The sequence below is a fragment of the Streptomyces sp. NPDC053076 genome (assembly GCF_044546845.1).
Lineage (GTDB): Bacteria > Actinomycetota > Actinomycetes > Streptomycetales > Streptomycetaceae > Streptomyces.
The window spans coordinates 178,105-194,499 of sequence record NZ_JBITZL010000001.1 but is presented as its reverse complement, the minus strand read 5'-3'; the positions used below and the strand labels follow the sequence as shown (position 1 = coordinate 194,499).

The 16,395-nt window shown below is 73.8% G+C and carries 12 protein-coding genes; 3 read left to right on the top strand and 9 right to left on the bottom strand.

The window, feature by feature from the left end; genetic code table 11:
- Positions 1–124 precede the first annotated feature (124 nt).
- Positions 125–910, bottom strand: a complete 786-nt coding sequence (locus ACIGYR_RS00800) for a GntR family transcriptional regulator (protein WP_399605436.1) — start codon at positions 908–910, stop codon at positions 125–127.
- Positions 911–1,089: 179 nt separating this feature from the next.
- Here ACIGYR_RS00800 and ACIGYR_RS00795 point away from each other — a divergent pair, with 179 nt between their 5' ends.
- Together ACIGYR_RS00795 and ACIGYR_RS00790 are read left to right on the top strand one after the other, a co-directional pair.
- The gene (locus tag ACIGYR_RS00795; protein WP_399605438.1) at positions 1,090–1,932 is read left to right on the top strand and encodes a (2Fe-2S)-binding protein; all 843 of its coding nucleotides are present in this window, start codon (positions 1,090–1,092) and stop codon (positions 1,930–1,932) included.
- A 315-nt stretch (positions 1,933–2,247) separates the two neighbouring features.
- Positions 2,248–3,291 (top strand): DUF2637 domain-containing protein, encoded by a 1,044-nt coding sequence (locus ACIGYR_RS00790; protein WP_399605440.1) that lies wholly within the window; start codon positions 2,248–2,250, stop codon positions 3,289–3,291.
- A 72-nt stretch (positions 3,292–3,363) separates the two neighbouring features.
- On the opposite strand, the gene ACIGYR_RS00785 is transcribed toward ACIGYR_RS00790, so the two are convergent.
- The 3 genes from ACIGYR_RS00785 to ACIGYR_RS00775 all read right to left on the bottom strand — a co-directional run bounded on the left by ACIGYR_RS00785 (position 3,364) and on the right by ACIGYR_RS00775 (position 7,258).
- Positions 3,364–3,807 carry an ATP-binding protein gene (locus ACIGYR_RS00785; protein ID WP_399605442.1) on the bottom strand — a complete coding sequence of 148 codons (444 nt, stop codon included), beginning with the start codon at positions 3,805–3,807 and terminating at the stop codon, positions 3,364–3,366.
- Positions 3,808–4,195: 388 nt separating this feature from the next.
- Entirely contained in the window at positions 4,196–5,938 is a 1,743-nt protein-coding gene (locus ACIGYR_RS00780) for a pyruvate dehydrogenase (RefSeq protein WP_391841343.1), read from the bottom strand.
- 27 nt (positions 5,939–5,965) lie between these two features.
- The gene (locus ACIGYR_RS00775) at positions 5,966–7,258 is read right to left on the bottom strand and encodes a protein phosphatase 2C domain-containing protein (RefSeq protein WP_399605444.1); all 1,293 of its coding nucleotides are present in this window, start codon (positions 7,256–7,258) and stop codon (positions 5,966–5,968) included.
- A gap of 1,177 nt (positions 7,259–8,435) precedes the next feature.
- Between ACIGYR_RS00775 and ACIGYR_RS00770 the strand changes: the two genes are divergently transcribed.
- On the top strand, positions 8,436–9,425 hold the full coding sequence (locus ACIGYR_RS00770) for a helix-turn-helix domain-containing protein (RefSeq protein ID WP_399605446.1): 990 nt from the start codon (positions 8,436–8,438) through the stop codon (positions 9,423–9,425).
- Positions 9,426–9,763: 338 nt separating this feature from the next.
- Here the strand turns inward: ACIGYR_RS00770 and ACIGYR_RS00765 are convergent, their stop codons facing one another.
- The 5 genes from ACIGYR_RS00765 to fmdA all read right to left on the bottom strand — a co-directional run bounded on the left by ACIGYR_RS00765 (position 9,764) and on the right by fmdA (position 16,371).
- A complete protein-coding gene (locus ACIGYR_RS00765; RefSeq protein WP_399605448.1) occupies positions 9,764–11,053 on the bottom strand; it encodes an SGNH/GDSL hydrolase family protein in 1,290 nt (429 codons plus the stop codon).
- Between the two features lie 595 nt (positions 11,054–11,648).
- Entirely contained in the window at positions 11,649–12,137 is a 489-nt protein-coding gene (locus tag ACIGYR_RS00760) for a methylated-DNA--[protein]-cysteine S-methyltransferase (RefSeq protein WP_391841335.1), read from the bottom strand.
- Positions 12,134–13,531: a bifunctional transcriptional activator/DNA repair enzyme AdaA gene (locus tag ACIGYR_RS00755; protein WP_399605451.1), complete on the bottom strand. Its 1,398-nt coding sequence runs from the start codon at positions 13,529–13,531 to the stop codon at positions 12,134–12,136. Before ACIGYR_RS00755 ends, ACIGYR_RS00760 begins: the two co-directional genes overlap by 4 nt.
- 90 nt (positions 13,532–13,621) lie before the next feature.
- Positions 13,622–14,734, bottom strand: coding sequence for a ribosome small subunit-dependent GTPase A (rsgA, locus tag ACIGYR_RS00750; RefSeq protein WP_399605453.1), 1,113 nt, complete (start codon positions 14,732–14,734; stop codon positions 13,622–13,624).
- A 386-nt stretch (positions 14,735–15,120) separates the two neighbouring features.
- Complete coding sequence (gene fmdA / locus ACIGYR_RS00745) at positions 15,121–16,371, bottom strand: formamidase (RefSeq protein ID WP_399605455.1); 1,251 nt, start codon at positions 16,369–16,371, stop codon at positions 15,121–15,123.
- Between the last annotated feature and the right edge of the window lie 24 nt (positions 16,372–16,395).

The following is a 16,395-nucleotide window of genomic DNA, read 5'->3' as shown; positions in this document are numbered from 1 at the left end:
ACCCACGGAACACCCCGCATCCCTCAGACACGCCACCCGCAAAGCGCCCCGTCAGGGGCGCGGGGAACTGCGCGACCAGCCACCACGTGCCCGCGGCCGAGATGCGGTCGGCGTCCCCTGGGGGTCAGGACGCGCCGGCGAAGTGCTCCCCCACCAGCCCCCGCACGACGCCGACATCCCCCGCGGCCAACGCGTCCAGCAGAGCCATGTGTTCGGCCGCGTCCGCGACCAGGCCGGCCCGCCCGCGCCGGACCGGTGGCCACTGCGACCGGCGGTGGATGTCCTCGGCGATCCGGAGCAGCTGCTCGTTGCCCGACAGGGCGAGCAGCGCCCGGTGGAAGGCGCGGTCGGACTCCGCGTACGCCGCCGGGCAGCCGACGGCCGCCGCGCGTACCGTCTCCTCGGCGAGGGGCCGCAGGTCCGCCCACCGCTCGGCCGGCACCGTACGCGCGAGCCGCAGCACCACCGGCACCTCGATGAGCGCGCGCACCTCCGCCAGCTCGGCCAGCTCCCGCGCCCCCCGTTGAAGCACCCGGAAGCCGCGGTTGGGCACGACCTCGACGGCGCCCTCCAGCGCCAGCTGCTGCATGGCTTCCCGCACGGGCGTGGCCGAGACACCGAACCGTTCGCCGAGCACCGGCGCCGAGTAGACCTCACCCGGCTTCAGGTCACCGGTGACCAGCGCCGTGCGCAGCGCGTCCAGGATCTGCCCGCGCACCGAGGAGCGCTGCACCGCGGCCCGCGGCCCGGGAATCGGCCGCTCACCGTGCGTGTGCTCGCCGCGCGCCGCGCCAGGCACCGCGGCGTCCCGCTCCCGGCCGCCCGGGACGGCGACGGCGGCCGGACGGTGTTGCCCCGGTATCCGGGCGGCGGCCGGTGCGCCCGGCGGGCCCTGCACGCCCTGCTTCACGGGTCCTCCTGGCGGCTTGTCGGCACTTGGGGTCATTAACGATGGCTTGTCGGTTGTCCGTCAAGCACCTTAGGCGCACCGGGCGGCAGTTCAAACTCCCGCACGAATGGGTAAGGTGAGGCTTACCTTTGCAGCCCAGTCCGCGATCACGGACGTGTCCTAGGACCGGTGGTTCCGCCATGCCCGCTGCGGCCTCGCCGCTCACCGCCGCCTACGACCGCCTCGGCGCGGCGTTCCCGGGGCTCACCGTGGCCGAGCTGGACCCGGACGACGCGGCGCCCCGCGGGGCGGGGTGGGTGGGCGCCGCCGGGCTCGCCGCGGGCGGCGCGGAGCTGGACGCCTTCCTGGCCTGGGACGCGGCCCAGGTGGTGCGGGACTACGGCAGGCCGGCCCGTCCGGACGTCGTCGCCGGCTTCGGCCTGCACCGCTACGCCTGGCACGCCTGCCTGCTGATCACCGTCCCGTGGTTCCTGCACCGCCGGGTGCCCCGGCTGCCCGTGACGCACGTCTCCTACGACCGCACGGCCGGCCGCATGGCCGTACGCCGCCCCGTCTCCGTCGCCTGCCTGCCGGGCGACCCCGCCGCCGCGCTGCCCGGCACCGTCGTCGTACCGGACGAGGAGGCGCTGCGGGCCGAGGTGCGGGCGGCCGTGGCCGAGCACCTGGAGCCGGTGCTCGCGGCCTTCGGGCCCCGGATGCGGCGGCGCGGGCGCGCGCTGTGGGGCATGGCGACCGATGAGCTCGTGGAGGGGCTGTGGTACGTCGCCCAGCTGCTGGGCGAGCCGGAGGCGGCGCGGGCCGTGCGGGAGCTGGAGCTGCTGCTGCCGGGGGCGACCCGGCCGTACGCCGGTTCCGCCGGGTTCCGGGTGCTCACGGGCCCGGACGGCTCGCCGCTGCCCACCCGGGACCGGGCGAGCTGCTGCATGTTCTACACCGTTCGCCCGCAGGACACCTGTGCGACGTGTCCGCGCACCTGCGACGGCGATCGGATCGCCAAACTCACTGCCACAGCGGCTGCTTGAGGGTGCGTCATGGACGGAGCACGGCCGTCCGTCCGCTAGGATCACCGCCACCGGAGCGACCGCCCGCGAGCCTGCCCCCGAACAGGTGATTCACACTCTCCTCACTCGTCTCGGGAACTTTCCGCGGAACCACTCGTACGGGTAGTCTTATTCGAACTCAACTCCCGCCCCTCACGCGGCAGTTCGAGCAGAACGCCGTCCTGGTCATCCCCTTGCACCTTCTTGGCGGCCTCTTGCCCCGAAACCCCCTGAGGGCCCTCGGGAGTGGGCCACTATGGCGGGCGTTACGCCCTATCCCAATGCAAGGGACCCCTGATGAGACTGACCGACATATCGCTGAACTGGCTGCTTCCCGGCGCCGTACTGCTCCTGGGCCTGCTGGCGGCGGTGGCGGTGCTCGCGCGCGGCAAGCGCTCCTCCGGGGAGAACGCGAGTACGGACGACTCGTGGGAGCGCAGCGAGGAGCGTCGCAGGCGCAAGGAGGCCATTTACGGCACGGCCTCCTACGTGCTGTTGTTCTGCTGCGCGGCGGTGGCGGCAGCCCTGTCCTTCCACGGCCTGGTCGGCTTCGGCGAACAGAACCTCGGGCTGACCGACGGCTGGCAGTACCTCGTGCCGTTCGGCCTGGACGGTGCCGCGATGTTCTGCTCCGTGCTCGCGGTCCGCGAGGCCAGCCACGGTGACGCGGCCCTCGGCTCCCGGATACTCGTGTGGCTGTTCGCCGCGGCGGCGGCCTGGTTCAACTGGGTGCACGCACCCCGCGGCGCTGGTCACGCCGGGGCTCCGCAGTTCTTCTCCGGCATGTCCCTGTCGGCGGCCGTGCTGTTCGACCGGGCGCTGAAGCAGACCCGCCGGGCCGCGCTGCGCGAGCAGGGCCTGGTGCCGCGTCCGCTGCCGCAGATCCGGATCGTGCGGTGGGTCCGGGCGCCTCGCGAGACCTACGGTGCGTGGTCGCTGATGCTGCTGGAGGGCGTGCGCAGCCTCGACGAGGCCGTCGAGGAGGTCCGCGAGGACAAGCGGCAGAAGGAGCAGACCCGGCAGCAGCGGCGGGACCAGCAGCGCGTGGAGCGGGCCCAGCTGAAGGCGATCAGCCGGGGCCACCGCGGCTTCGTGGGCCGGGGCGCCGGCCGGCAGGTCGAGGCGCAGGCGGTGGAGCGCGGGGCCGCGCCGGCGACCGCGGAGCCTGCCATATCCACCGCGGAACAGCTGCCCGTACGCCCTCGGCCCTCCCTTCAGCCGGTCCGCGGCGGAGGTGAACCGGTGACCGTCGACCTCACCTCCGAGGACGACACCATGGCCCTGCCGCGCCTGGACTCCCTGGAGCGCAAGCTCAAGGACCTGGAGCAGCAGTTCGGCTGACCGTCGGCTCGCGACGCGACGGCAACGGGACGGGGCGTGACCACACCGGTCACGCCCCGTCCCGTTGCCCGCTCACGCCGCCTCGGCGCCGAGTTCGAACCACACCGCCTTGCCCACCCCGTGTGACCGCACGCCCCAGGCGTCGGCGAGGGACTTCACCAGCAGCAGGCCCCGGCCGTGGGTGTCCTCGTCCCTGGCCGGGGTGCGCGGCTCGGGTTTGCGGGCGACGAAGTCCCGCACCTCCACCCGCAGTCCGCCGGGATCCACCACGGCCGTGAGCACGGCGTCGTCGTCGGTGTGGACGAGTGCGTTCGTGACGAGTTCGCTGGTGAGCAGTTCGGCGATCTCCGAACGGCCCGGTTTGCCCCAGTGCAGCAGCAGCTCGCGCAGCGCCCGGCGGGCCTCCGGCACCGCCCTCAGGTCCGCCCGGCCCAGCCTGCGCCGGAGCCGCCGCACGTGTTCCGTGATGGTGTCGGCCTCTTCCCCCGTTGTCGCCGAGAAGGCCCCTATGGTCAAGGGACCGCCCCCTCGTGCCTGCCTCTTCATGACCCCCGCCCGCACGCCGCCGGTCCCTGCCCCTCCTGGTCGAACACGTTCACGGGGGATGCTTGCCCAGCAGGATCCCGGGCAGTCCTGACGTATGCCCGATGCCCGGCGGTTCGGCCATATCCGCACCCCGTGCCGGCCGGCCACCGGGCCGCGCCCGCGGCGCGCCTCGGGCATCCCGGACGCCGCTGGGCGCCACGGACGCCCCGCGACGGTGACCCGACCCCCTCCGGCACCTGCAGTCGGCACGCCGTCACGTCCCGTGAAACTGGCCGAAACCCACTCCTCCGTATCCCTCGGTCCTGACGTCCGGACCATGCCGAGGCCGCCCGGAACCGCCCTGATCCGTCGAAGGACCTCAGGGCCGTGGCACGTGGCGCAGGTTTGAGCGGGCCATCTGGAGCATCCGGCCGACTCCGCCGTCCAGCACGATCTTCGAGGCGGACAGGGCGAACCCGGTGACCATCTCGGCGCTGATCTTCGGCGGGATGGACAGGGCGTTGGGGTCGGTGACGATGTCCACCAGGGCCGGTCCCTTGTGCTTGAAGGCGTCCTTGAGCGCTCCGGCGAGCTGTTTGGGCTTCTCCACGCGCACGCCGTACGCACCGCAGGCGCGGGCGACGGCGGCGAAGTCGGGGTTGGTGTTGGCGGTGCCGTACGAGGGCAGGCCCGCGACCAGCATCTCCAACTCCACCATGCCGAGCGAGGAGTTGTTGAACAGCACCACCTTGACCGGCAGGTCGTACTGCACGAGCGTCAGGAAGTCGCCCATCAGCATGGTGAATCCGCCGTCCCCGGACATGGAGACCACCTGCCGGCGCCGGTCGGTGAACTGGGCGCCGATCGCCATCGGCAGCGCGTTCGCCATCGACCCGTGCGAGAAGGAACCGATGATCCGGCGACGGCCGTTGGGTGAGATGTAACGGGCGGCCCACACGTTGCACATCCCGGTGTCCACCGTGAACACCGCGTTGTCGTCGGCGACTTCGTCCAGAACGGCGGCCACGTACTCGGGATGGATCGGGACCTGCTTGTCGACCTTCCGCGTGTACGCCTTGACCACGCCCTCCAGCGCGTCGGCGTGCTTCTTCAGCATCTTGTCGAGGAAGCGGCGGCTGGTCTTCTCCCTCACGCGCGGGATCAGACACCGCAGCGTCTCGCGCACATCACCCCACACCGCGAGGTCGAGCCGGCAGCGGCGGCCGAGCACCTCGGGCCGCACGTCGACCTGGGCGATCCGCACGTCGTCCGGCAGGAAGGCGTTGTACGGGAAGTCGGTGCCGAGCAGGATCAGCAGGTCGCACTCGTGGGTGGCCTCGTAGGCGGCGCCGTAGCCGAGCAGCCCACTCATCCCCACGTCGTACGGGTTGTCGTACTGGATGAACTCCTTGCCGCGCAGCGCGTGCCCGACCGGGGACTTGATCCTTTCGGCGAACGCCATCACCTCGGCGTGCGCGCCGGCCGTGCCGCTGCCGCAGAACAGGGTGACCTTGCCGGCCGCGTCGATCATCTCCACGAGTGTGTCGATCTCGGCGTCGCCGGGCCGCACGGTGGGCCGGGAGGTGACGAGCGCGCTCTGCGGGGCCTTCTCCGGGGCGGGCTCGGCGGCGATGTCGCCGGGCAGGGACACCACGCTCACCCCGCGCTGCCCGACCGCGTGCTGGATGGCGGTCTGCAGCAGCCGGGGCATCTGCTTCGGGCTGGAGATGAGCTCGCTGTAGTGACTGCACTCCTGGAACAGCCGGTCCGGGTGCGTCTCCTGGAAATAGCCGAGGCCGATCTCACCGGACGGGATCTGCGAGGCGAGCGCGAGCACCGGGGCCATGGAACGGTGGGCGTCGTAGAGGCCGTTGATCAGGTGCAGGTTGCCGGGACCGCAGGAGCCGGCGCAGGCGGCCAGTTTCCCGGTGACCTGCGCCTCGGCACCGGCCGCGAAGGCGGCGGTCTCCTCGTGGCGCACGTGGATCCAGTCGATGGCGGAGTTGCGCCGCACGGCGTCCACGACCGGGTTGAGGCTGTCACCGACGACACCGTAGAGGCGGCGCACCCCGGCGCGGGTCAGGATGTCGACGAACTGCTCGGCTACGTTCCGTTTGGCCATACATCCATACAGTCACAGGGGTCGTCGTCACGCCTCCCACACGCCCGCCGCCGTCCGGTCGTCGGCATAGCCCTTCACCCGGATCTGGGTGTCGGCGAGGAAAGCGGCGAGCCCGGGCGGCGTACGGCCGGACCAGCGGCGGGCCAGGTAGGCGCAGAGGGCGGGCTCACCGCGCAGCGGGTCGGCCAGGCCCGCCGTACACATCACCAGCGCATCACCCGGCCGGGCTACCGAGGCGCGGAACCGGAACGGCTCACGGGGCGGTTCCGGGGCGGCCTCGAAGGAGCTCGGCGGGGCCGGGATGCCGAGGTCCATCGTCAGCCGGTCGCCCTCCGCCGTCCGCTCCGGCGGCGAACCGAAGCCGGCCACGGGGGCGCCGGCGGTGCCGTCGGGTGACGGGGCCGGCTCGATGTCCTGCCAGACGCCGTCCCGCAGCCGGAACAGCCCGCCCTCGCCGACGCCGAAGAACACGCGCGTACGGCAGTCCGGGTCGGCGGGCAGCAGCAGACAGCGCAGGCTCGCCGCGTACTCCTCGGGGGCGACGCCCTGTTCGGCGGCGCTCGCCCGGAGCTTGCCGAGGCTGCGGTCGGTGAGCCGGTGCAGACCCGACTTCAGGTCGCCGCGCCGGGCCGCCCGGATGTCCGCCACGAGCCGCTGATGGCTGCGGCCCACCGCCCGCGCGATCCACCGGCACGCCTCGGCCGCCGCCAGGTGCGCGCCCGGGGCACCCCGCACCCCGGTCGCCATGGCGACGAGGACCAGCGCCCGCTCCCCCGCCCCGAACCGCGCGGTGAGCAGCGAGTCCCGGCGCGGCTCGCCCCGGTAGCGGGCCGAGTCCCCGCGCAGCGACAGGGCCCGCAGGGTGCACGCCCCGTACCGGGCGCCGTCCAGCACGGTGTCGGCGACCAGTTCCCCCAGCCCGTCCGGATCGGCGAGCGGAAGCGCGGTGGGCTCGGGGTCGTAGGTGGGTGGACCGGAGCCGACGTAGTCGACGGAGGTGGAGGTCGGGGCGGAGGCGGAGGCGTCGGCCGGAGCGGCGGCGTCGGGCGAGGCGGAGGCGGGGGCCGGGGCGGGGGCATCGGGCGAGGCGGAGGCGGCGACCGAAGCGGCGGCGTCGGGCGGGGCGGAGGCCGGGGCGGGGGCGTCGGCCGAGGCGGGGGCCGGGGCGGGGGCGTCGGCCGAGGCGGGGGCCGGGGCGGGGGCGTCGGCCGAGGCGGGGGCCGGGGCTTTGGTCGCCCGTGGAGTGGGTTCGGCGGGTTTGATGGGGGGCTCGGCGCTCTCGGAGGGCGCCGGGGGTGTCGGGGGTGCCGCGGCCGCCATGGCGTCCGGGGGTGGGGCGGGCGTGAGGGCGTCGGCGGGCGGTGATGGCGGGCGGCCGTCGGGGGGCTGGGCGGGTGGACGGGCGTCGGCCCGCGGCGCGGGTTCCGTGGGCGGAGCGACATCGGCGGGAAGAGCCGCCTCCGTCACCCAAGCCGGGGCGGACGACGGAGCCTGCCCGAACGACGGAGACTGCGCGCGCGGCGGAGACTGGGCGGACGACGGAGACTGCGCGGGCGACGGAGACTGGGCGGACGATGGAGACTGCGCGGGCGACGGAGACTGGGCGGACGACGGAGACTGCGCGGGCGACGGAGACTGCGCGGGCGGCGGAGACTGGGCGGTGCGTTGCGTCGGCACCGCTGTTCTCGCGGGCGCGGGCGGGGTGGATGCCGGCTCCGGAGGCACCCGTCGCGCGGATGCCTGTTCCGGGGACGGGCTCGTGGGTGCCCGTTCCGGGGACGGACCCGTGGCTGCCCGTTCCGGGGGTGTCGGTTCCGTGGCTCCCCGTTCCGCGGGTGTCGGTTGTATGGGCGGCGGTTCCAGGGTTCCCGTCGGCCGCCCCGCCACCGCGTTCCGCGCGGAGGCGAACCGGTCGTCCAGGGAGTCGGGCGCTGTCGTGGCACCCGTGTCCTGGGTGGAGTCGTCGTACAACTGCCCCCACCAGTCGTCCTCATGACGGGCGGGTGTTCCCCCCTGCTGGCTCATGCCCCTGATTGTCCACCGCACGGGCCGTAGGAAAACGGGGCATCGGGAAATTCCGGCGCATCGACCGCGTCGAACAGGGCGTGTCGAGTGAGCGGCTGAACAGACGTACGGGAAAAGGTCGCCGGCCGCCGGGCGGCCCCACCCCCCACGGGAGGACCGCCCGGCGACGTTCGAAGTGGCCCGGCCCCGGATCCCCTTCGCGCGCTCGCGCGCGGCCGGGCCCGGGCCACGGCATTCGGCGACCGGGCCATACCTGAGCGGCACCGGTCGGACGGCCGGATGACGACCGTGTTTCCCGGGACGTGGCTGTGAATCGTGTAAACAGCCGTGCGTCCCGCGGTGCTGCCACCTTGGCAGACACGCCACCGCTACGGCGATGATGTTCGGCGGCGGGTTTGCGCCGTGGCCGCTTTCCGCCACCGCCACGACGCACCGCTTCCGTTGGCTTGTTCGCAAGGAGGGACGCACGGCGATGCTGGCAGCGATAGGGCTGGACGAGACGCACGAGGCGGCGTACCGGGCGCTGGTGTCCGTGGGCGCGGCCGACGTGACCGATCTGGCACGGCGCCTGACGCTGGCCGAGCAGGACACCGAGCGGGCCCTGCGCCGACTGGAGCGGCACGGGTTGGCGGCCCAGTCCTCGGCGCGGCCGGGCCGCTGGGTGGCGGCACCGCCCGGGGTGGCACTGGGCGCCCTGCTCACCCAGCAGCGGCACGAACTGGAGAAGGCGGAGCTGGCGGCGGCGCTGCTCGCGGAGGAGTACCGGGCGGTGGCGGCGGAACCGGCGGTGCACGACCTGGTGGAGGTCGTGACCGGCGCCCCGGCCGTCGCCCAGCGCTTCCTCCAGCTCCAGCTGGGCGCGGCCGAGGAGGTGTGCGCGCTGGTCACCGGCAACCCTGTGGTCGTGTCCGGCGTGGAGAACGAGGCGGAGGAGCAGGCGGCCGTGCGCGGGGTGCGCTACCGGGTGGTGGTGGAGCGCGCGGTGCTGGATCTGCCGCACGGGCTGACCGAGCTGACGGCGGCCCTCGGCCGGGACGAGCAGGTCCGGGTGGTGGACCGCGTACCGACGAAGCTGGTGGTGGCCGACCGCTCGCTCGCGATGGTGCCGCTGACCTCCAGGACCGCGGAACCGGCCGCGCTGGTGGTGCACGCCAGCGGGCTGCTGGAACTGCTCGCCGGGCTGTTCGAGTCGGTGTGGCGGGAGGCGCTGCCGCTGCGGCTGGGCGCCTCGGGGGTGACCGAGGAGCAGCCGGACGGCCCGGACACCACCGATCTGGAGGTGCTCTCCCTGCTGCTGGCCGGGCTGACCGACGCGAGCGTGGCCAAACAGCTCGACGTGGGCCTGCGGACCGTGCAGCGCCGGGTGCGGCGGTTGATGGAGCTGGCCGGGGTGACGACCCGGATGCAGCTGGGCTGGCACGCCTGGGAGCGGGGCTGGGTGACCCGGGAGGACCGCCGCTGACCGACGCCCACGCGCGTTCCTCGGCACCGTCGGCGCCCACCACGGCACCGCCGCTCGCAGCGGCGAGGACCCGGCGCCCCGCGCACCACCACTCCGCACGGACCCCGCACGATCACCCCGAGACGCGTGGCTGGGGGTGGTGCGGGGGTGACGATGCGCGCGGGCGGCCTCGGTGCGCTGGTCGGGCTGTTCACCCGCCTGCTGGGCCCGGTGATGCGGGGGTGACGATGCGCGCGGGCGGCCCCGGTGCGCTGGTCGGGCTCTTCACCCGCCTGCTGGGCCCGGTGATGCGGGGGTGACGATGCGCGCGGGCGGCCCCGGTGCGCTGGTCGGGCTCTTCACCCGCCTGCTGGGCCCCGTGGTGCGGGGGTGACGGGCGCGGTGGTTGCCGTGGGGATGATCGGCACGGTGGTGTGGGGCTGCCCCGGCGGGACGGGCCCGGCCGGCCGGCGGGTCAGGGCGCGGCGGACGGTGTCGGCCACGGCGGCCATGCCGGCGTCGTTGAAGTGCAGGTGGTCGCCGGGGTCGTAGGCGGGCAGGATGCGGTCGGGGACGGCCGGATCGCGGACGGCGGCGTCCGCGTCGGCGACGGCGTCGAAGACGCCACCGGTGCGGATGAAGGCGTTCACCCGCAGCCGTACCGCCTCGCGGGCGGCGGTCCAGGCGGGGTAGCCGCGGTACGGGGTGAGGGTGACTCCGACGACCCGGATGCCGCGGGCGTGGGCGCGGGTCACCAGCGTGCGGTACGCGTCCGCGTAGGCGGCGGGGTCGCTCGCCTCCGGGATGCCCTTGATGTCGTTGATGCCCTCGAAGACGACCAGGGCCCGCACCCCGGCCCGGTCCAGGGCATCGGCGTCCAAGCGGGCGAGGGCGCTCGGTCCGGTGCCCTCACGCAGCAGGCGGTTGCCGGAGATACCGGCGTTGAGGACGCCGATCCGTTGTCCGAGGAGCCGCTGGGCGAGCCGGTCGGGCCAGCGGCGGTTGGTGTCGGGGGTGGAGCCGTTGCCGTCGGTGAGCGAGTCCCCGAACGCGACGATGCTGCCGGCGGCGATCCCGCGGACGTCGACGCCGGTGACGTAGTACCAGCGGCCGGTGGTCACCGTGTACGCGCTGCCGTCCTCGTCGGCGGCCCGGCCAGCGCCGTCCCGGGCCAGGTAGTTGGTCTGCTGGGCGTCGCGGTGGTAGGTGGCGGGCCCGGAGTTCTCGGGGGTGTACACGGTGACGAGCAGGTCGGCCTCGGACGGTACGGGCATCGGCACCGGGTCGGTGACCACGTCCGCGCCGGGTGGCACGGTCACCTCGGGAGCGCCGTGGAAGGTGGCGGTGCGCAGGGTGCCGGACACGGCGTCGGGGCCGGCCGCCCGGCGCAGCGCGACGGTGACCGCGCCGAGGCGCAGCGGTCCGGTGCCGAGCCGGTTGCTGAGCCGGACGCGGACGGCGGTGCCGCCGACGCTGAGGTGGACGACGTTGCGGACGGCGGCGCCGGGCAGCGCGGCGGCGGTGCCGGAGGGCGCGGTCTCCCAGCTGCCGGTCCAGTGCAGCGGGGCAGGCTCGGCCACGGCCGGCAGCGTCAGGCCCGGCAGCAGCGCCGGGAGGAGGACCGTGAGACCCCGTACGACCTTGGCCATGGTGCCCGCCCTTCCACGTGGCCGTCGGAGGCGACCGTGCCACACGAACGGGCCGCACCCTCGCAACGTCGACGGCGGTCCACCCGCTCGGCGCAATGCCGCCGCCGGAGTCGTCCGCGCTCCGCCGGCCGGCACGTTCACGCCCTCCGAACAGCCGGACACAGGGCACCCGCCGGGGGTGCGGCATCCGGCGGGGGGGGTGCGGCACCCGCCGGAGGGGAGCCGCATCCGCCGGGGGGAGCCGCATCCGGCGGACGACGCGAGATCCGGTCAGACCGTCCGGGATCCGGCGGACGACGCGGCTTCCGGCCAGACGGCGTGACATCCGACGGACGGTGCGGCCATCGGCCAGGCGATGCGGCACGCAGCGAATGCGGATTGTGCCGCCACCGGCCCAGACATGCGGCACCCCACACGAACGATGCAGCCTCCGGCCAAGCCGTGCGGCACCCAGCAGATGCGGACCGTGCCGCCACCGGCCAAACCATGCGACACGCAGCGAATGCGCACCGTGCGGCCACCGGTCAAGCCGTACGGGATCCGGTCAAGCCGTACGGGATCCGGTCAGGCCGTGCGGGATCCGGCGGGCGGTGCCTCAGTGGGCCGCGCCCTCCAGGGTGAGCAGCCAGACCTTCCGCTCAAGTCCTCCCGCGTATCCGGTCATCGTCCCGTTCGCACCGATCACCCGGTGACAAGGGCGCACGATGAGCAGGGGGTTGGCGCCGATCGCCCCGCCGACGGCGCGAACGGCCGCGCGCGGCGCGCCGATCCGGGCGGCGATTTCCCCGTAGGTGACGGTGGCGCCGTACGGCACCTCGTCCAGCGCGGCCCACACCCGCTGCCGGAACTCGGTGCCGGTCGCGCGCAGCGGCAGCCGGAACTCCTCGAGTTCGGCGGCGAAGTAGGCGGCGAGCTGGTCGGCGGCGGCCCGGAACGGCCCGGGGTCGTGCCGCCAGCCGTCCTGGACGGTCCGCCCGCCCTTCTGTCCGGGGACGGACAGCGAGGTGAGCGCGCCGTCCGCGTCCGCGGTGAGCAGCAGCTGCCCGACGGGAGTGTCCAGGTGGGTGCAGTAGACGGTGGTCATCGGATCGGCTCCCCCGCCACGCGCAGGTGCTGGACGGCGTACGACCGCCAGGGGCGCCAGCTGTCGGGGAGGGCGACGCCGGGCGGGGCGACGTCCGGATCACCCAGGGCGCGGACTCGGACGGTGGCGGCGGTGGCCGGGTCCATGCCGGGCAGGGCCAGCAGGGCCCGCTCGGCGTCGTGCCGGTCGGCGCCGGGGTCCAGCCGTACGGTGCCGTCGGCGACGGCGGCCGCCAGTGCGCCCAGCGGCCCGTGGGGCTCGGCCTCGGCGAGCACCGCGGGCTCCGGGAAGAGGTGCGTGAGTCCTCCGTGGGGCGCGTCGAGCACCTTGCCGTAGCGGTGCACCAGCCGCTCGGCCCCGTCCCGTCCCGCCAGGGCGTGCACGGCGGGTTCCAGCGGGTCCACGGCGCCGGGCGAGCGCAGTCCGGGCCGGGCGGTGACCAGCGGGGCGAGCCGGGGGTCGGCGCCGAGCCGCTCGTCGACGGCGTACGGGTCGGCGTCGAGGTCGAACAGTCGGCGCAGCCGCTGTACGGCGGTGGTGAGGTCCCTGGGGTCGGTGAGGTGCAGCCGGGCGTCGAGCCAGCCGCCCGGGTGGGTGCCGGTGCCCGCCCGCGGGGTGCGGGTGCGTTCCTGGACGGCGGCGAGCGCGGTGCCGTACGGCAGCCGCAGGGTGCGCCGGTAGGTGCGGGCGCCGGGGGCGCCGGTCACCTCTTCGACGCCCGGTACGGCCTCCTGGGCGAGCTGGTCGAAGACGGCGGCGGCCTGGTAGGGGCCGCGGTGGGCGAGTCGCAGCGGGATGCCCGCGCCGGGCGCCGCCCGGCGGGCGGCCCGGTCCTGGGGGGCGGCGGCCCGTACCTCGGTCGGGGTCGCGGCGTACACCTCCCGGATGGTGTCGTTGAACTGCCGCACGCTGGCGAATCCGGACGCGAACGCGATCTCGGTGACCGGTAGTTCGGTGGTCTGGAGCAGCACGCGCGCGGTGTGGGCCCGCTGGGCCCGGGCGAGTGCCACGGGCCCGGCGCCGAGCTCGGTGGTGAGCTGCCGCTGCACCTGCCGTGAGCTGTAGCCGAGTCGCGTGGCGAGCCCGGCGACGCCTTCGCGGTCCACGACGCCGTCGGCGATCAGGCGCATGGCCCGGCCGACGACGTCCGCGCGGACGTTCCACTCCGCCGAGCCAGGCACGGCGTCCGGCCGGCACCGCCGGCAGGCCCGGAAGCCGGAGCCCTGCGCGGCGGCGGCCGTCGCGAAGAACCGCACGTTGTGCCGTTTCGGCGTCACGGCCGGGCAGCTCGGGCGGCAGTAGATGCCGGTGGTCTCGACGGCGAAGAAGAACACGCCGTCGAACCGCGCGTCCCGGCTGCGCACCGCCTCGTACCTGCTGTCTTCGTCCTTCACCTGTCCAGTGTGGGACGCCGGGGCAGGGGTGGGCCAGCGGGATTCGGACGTGAACCTGGTGTGCGCTGGTTCGGCGGCGGGACGGAGACCTCAGCTCCAGCGCCCCCGCTTCGCCTCCATCGCCGCCCTGCCCTCCGCTCCCTTCCGCTTCCAGTCCTTCTTGATCTCGGTCCGGAGCCGGGCGTCGGTCTTGGCCACGATCCACTGGTTCTCCCGCACGAGCTTGCGGTAGCTCGCCAGCCGCCGGGCCGGAAGCTCGCCGCTCTCGACGGCGGAGCGCACCGCGCAGCCCGGCTCCGTCTCGTGGGCGCAGTCGTGGAAGCGGCACCGCTCGGCGAGTTCCTCGATCTCGGAGAACACCTGCCCGACCCCGCTCTCGGCGTCGAACAGGCCGACGCCCCGCAGCCCGGGGGTGTCGATGAGCACCCCGCCGGAGGGCAGGGCGAGCAGGTTGCGGGTGGTCGTGGTGTGCCGGCCCTTGCCGTCGATGTCCCGGGCGGCCTGTACGTCCATGACGTCCGCGCCGACGAGGGCGTTGGCGAGGGTGGACTTGCCCGCGCCGGACTGGCCGAGCAGCACGCTCGTGCCGGAGCCGACGAGCGCCACGAGCACGTCGAGTCCGTCGCCGTGCAGGGCGCTGACGGTGAGCACGGGCACGCCGGGAGCGCTGGCCTCCACGTCCTGCACCAGGTGGGCCAGGGTGACCGGGTCCGGCACGAGGTCGGCCTTGGTGAGGGCGACGACGGGCTGGGCGCCGGACTCCCAGGCGAGGGCGAGGAAGCGTTCGACCCGGCCGAGGTCGAGTTCCACGGCGAGGGACACGGCGACGACGGCGTGGTCGACGTTGGCGGCGAGGATCTGTCCCTCGGAGCGCTTGGAGGAGGTGGAGCGGACGAAGGCGGTGCGGCGCGGCAGGTAGGTGCGGACGTACCGCGGGTCGCCGTCCGGGTCGACGGCGACCCAGTCCCCCGTGCACACCACCTTCATCGGGTCACGGGGGACGACGAACTCGGTGTCCGCGCGGACGACGCCTGCCGGAGTGACGACGTCGCACTGACCGCGGTCGACGCGTACGACACGGCCGGGCAGGTAACCCTGCTCGGCATGCGGGGCGAACGCGGCCTCCCAGTCGGCATCCCAGCCGTACGGGGCGAGCGGATGCGAGGAGGACGAGGACGGACCCGCGAGAGAAGACAAAGACAAGGGGGGACCCTTCACAAGGGTGGCCCCGGCACCGCGCACACGGGCGCGGGAGAAGAGTGAGGTCAGCCGGAGGCCACGGAGGTGGACTGAATGAACTTGCGGATGCGGGCAACGCCCAGCTCAACGACAGCCATCGGTCACACCTCCTCGAAAACGCTCGGCCGACAGCGGCGGCCATCTGCCGCCTCGGGACAAGGAAAACCCTAGCCGCACATCTCGGCGGAGGACCAACTCTTTTTTCCGTCCGAGCGCCCCGGTGTGCAGCGGAACCCCACCCTGCCGGACGGACGTCCTCCTGCCCGCCGGCCACCCGCCCCGGCGACCCCGTCGTCCAGGCCGAGCCGGCCGGGTTGCGGCCGGGACGGCGGGGCCGAGGCCGGGGCCGGTCAGGCGGTCGACACCGCGCACTGACCGCGGTCGGCCTTCATCGGACCGGCCGCGCTCGGCCGGACCTCGAAATCGAACATGGCGGTGGGCACGTACAGCGAGCAGCACGCGTTGGGGATGTCGACGATGCCGCTGATACGTCCCTCTATGGGGGAGGAGCCGAGCAGCAGATATGCCTGCTCCCCGCTGTAGCCGAACTTCTTGAAGTACTCGACGGCGTTGAGGCAGGCCCGGCGGTAGGCCAGCGTCGCGTCCAGGTAGTAGTTCGTGTCCGTGTCGTGGTCGACGGAGATCCCGATGAAGGTGAGGAACTCCGTGTACCTCGGCTCGACGTTGCCCGGGATGAACACCGGGTTGGTGGAGATGCCGTACGTCTCCATGCCTCCCTTGATCAGGTCGACATGGAAGTCGATGAAGCCGCCCATCTCGATGGCGCCGCAGAAGGTGATCTCTCCGTCGCCCTGGCTGAAGTGCAGGTCGCCTCCGGAGAGCTTGGCGTCCTTGACGTGTACGGGGTAGAAGACCCGCGAACCGCGCGTGAAGTTCTTGATGTCGTGGTTGCCTCCGTTCTCGCGGGCCGGCACCGTGCGCGCGCCTTCCTCGGCGATGCGCCGCGCGACGTCTCCGGTGGCCGTACCGGCGAGTGCGTGGGTGGCGTCGGGCGGTACGGCGAGCGGGGGGACCCGGTTCGGGTCGGTGTCGATCAGCGCCTGCTCGCGGGCGTTCCACCGGGCGAGCATCTCGGCGGACGGGGCGGTTCCGAACAGCCCGGGGTGGGTGATGCCGGTGAAGCGGATCCCCGGAAGGTGGCGGGAGACGGCCTGCTGTCCGTGGAAGTCCCATACCGCCTTGTAGGCGTCCGGGAAATAGTCGGTCAGGAAGCCGCCGCCGTTGGCCTTGGCGAAGATGCCGGTGTAGCCCCAGCTCTGGCCCGCCGCGTCACCGGTCTGCTGCGGGACGGGGCCCAGGTCGAGGATGTCGACGACGAGCAGGTCACCGGGTTCGGCGCCCTCCACGCCTATCGGGCCGCTGAGCATGTGGGGGATGGTCAGGTCGATGTCACGTACGTCGTTGGCGGAGTCGTTGTTTCCGACCTGGCAGTCGGTCCAGTCACGGCATTCCATACGGAACTCCGAGCCCGGCTTCACCATGGCGGCGGTGGGGACGTCCGGGTGCCACCTGTTGTGGCCGGGAACGTCCTGCTCTCGCATCGACTTGCTCTGATCCACTCTGAATACGACTTCGGGCATGACAGCCTCTCACTTCTGATCCGG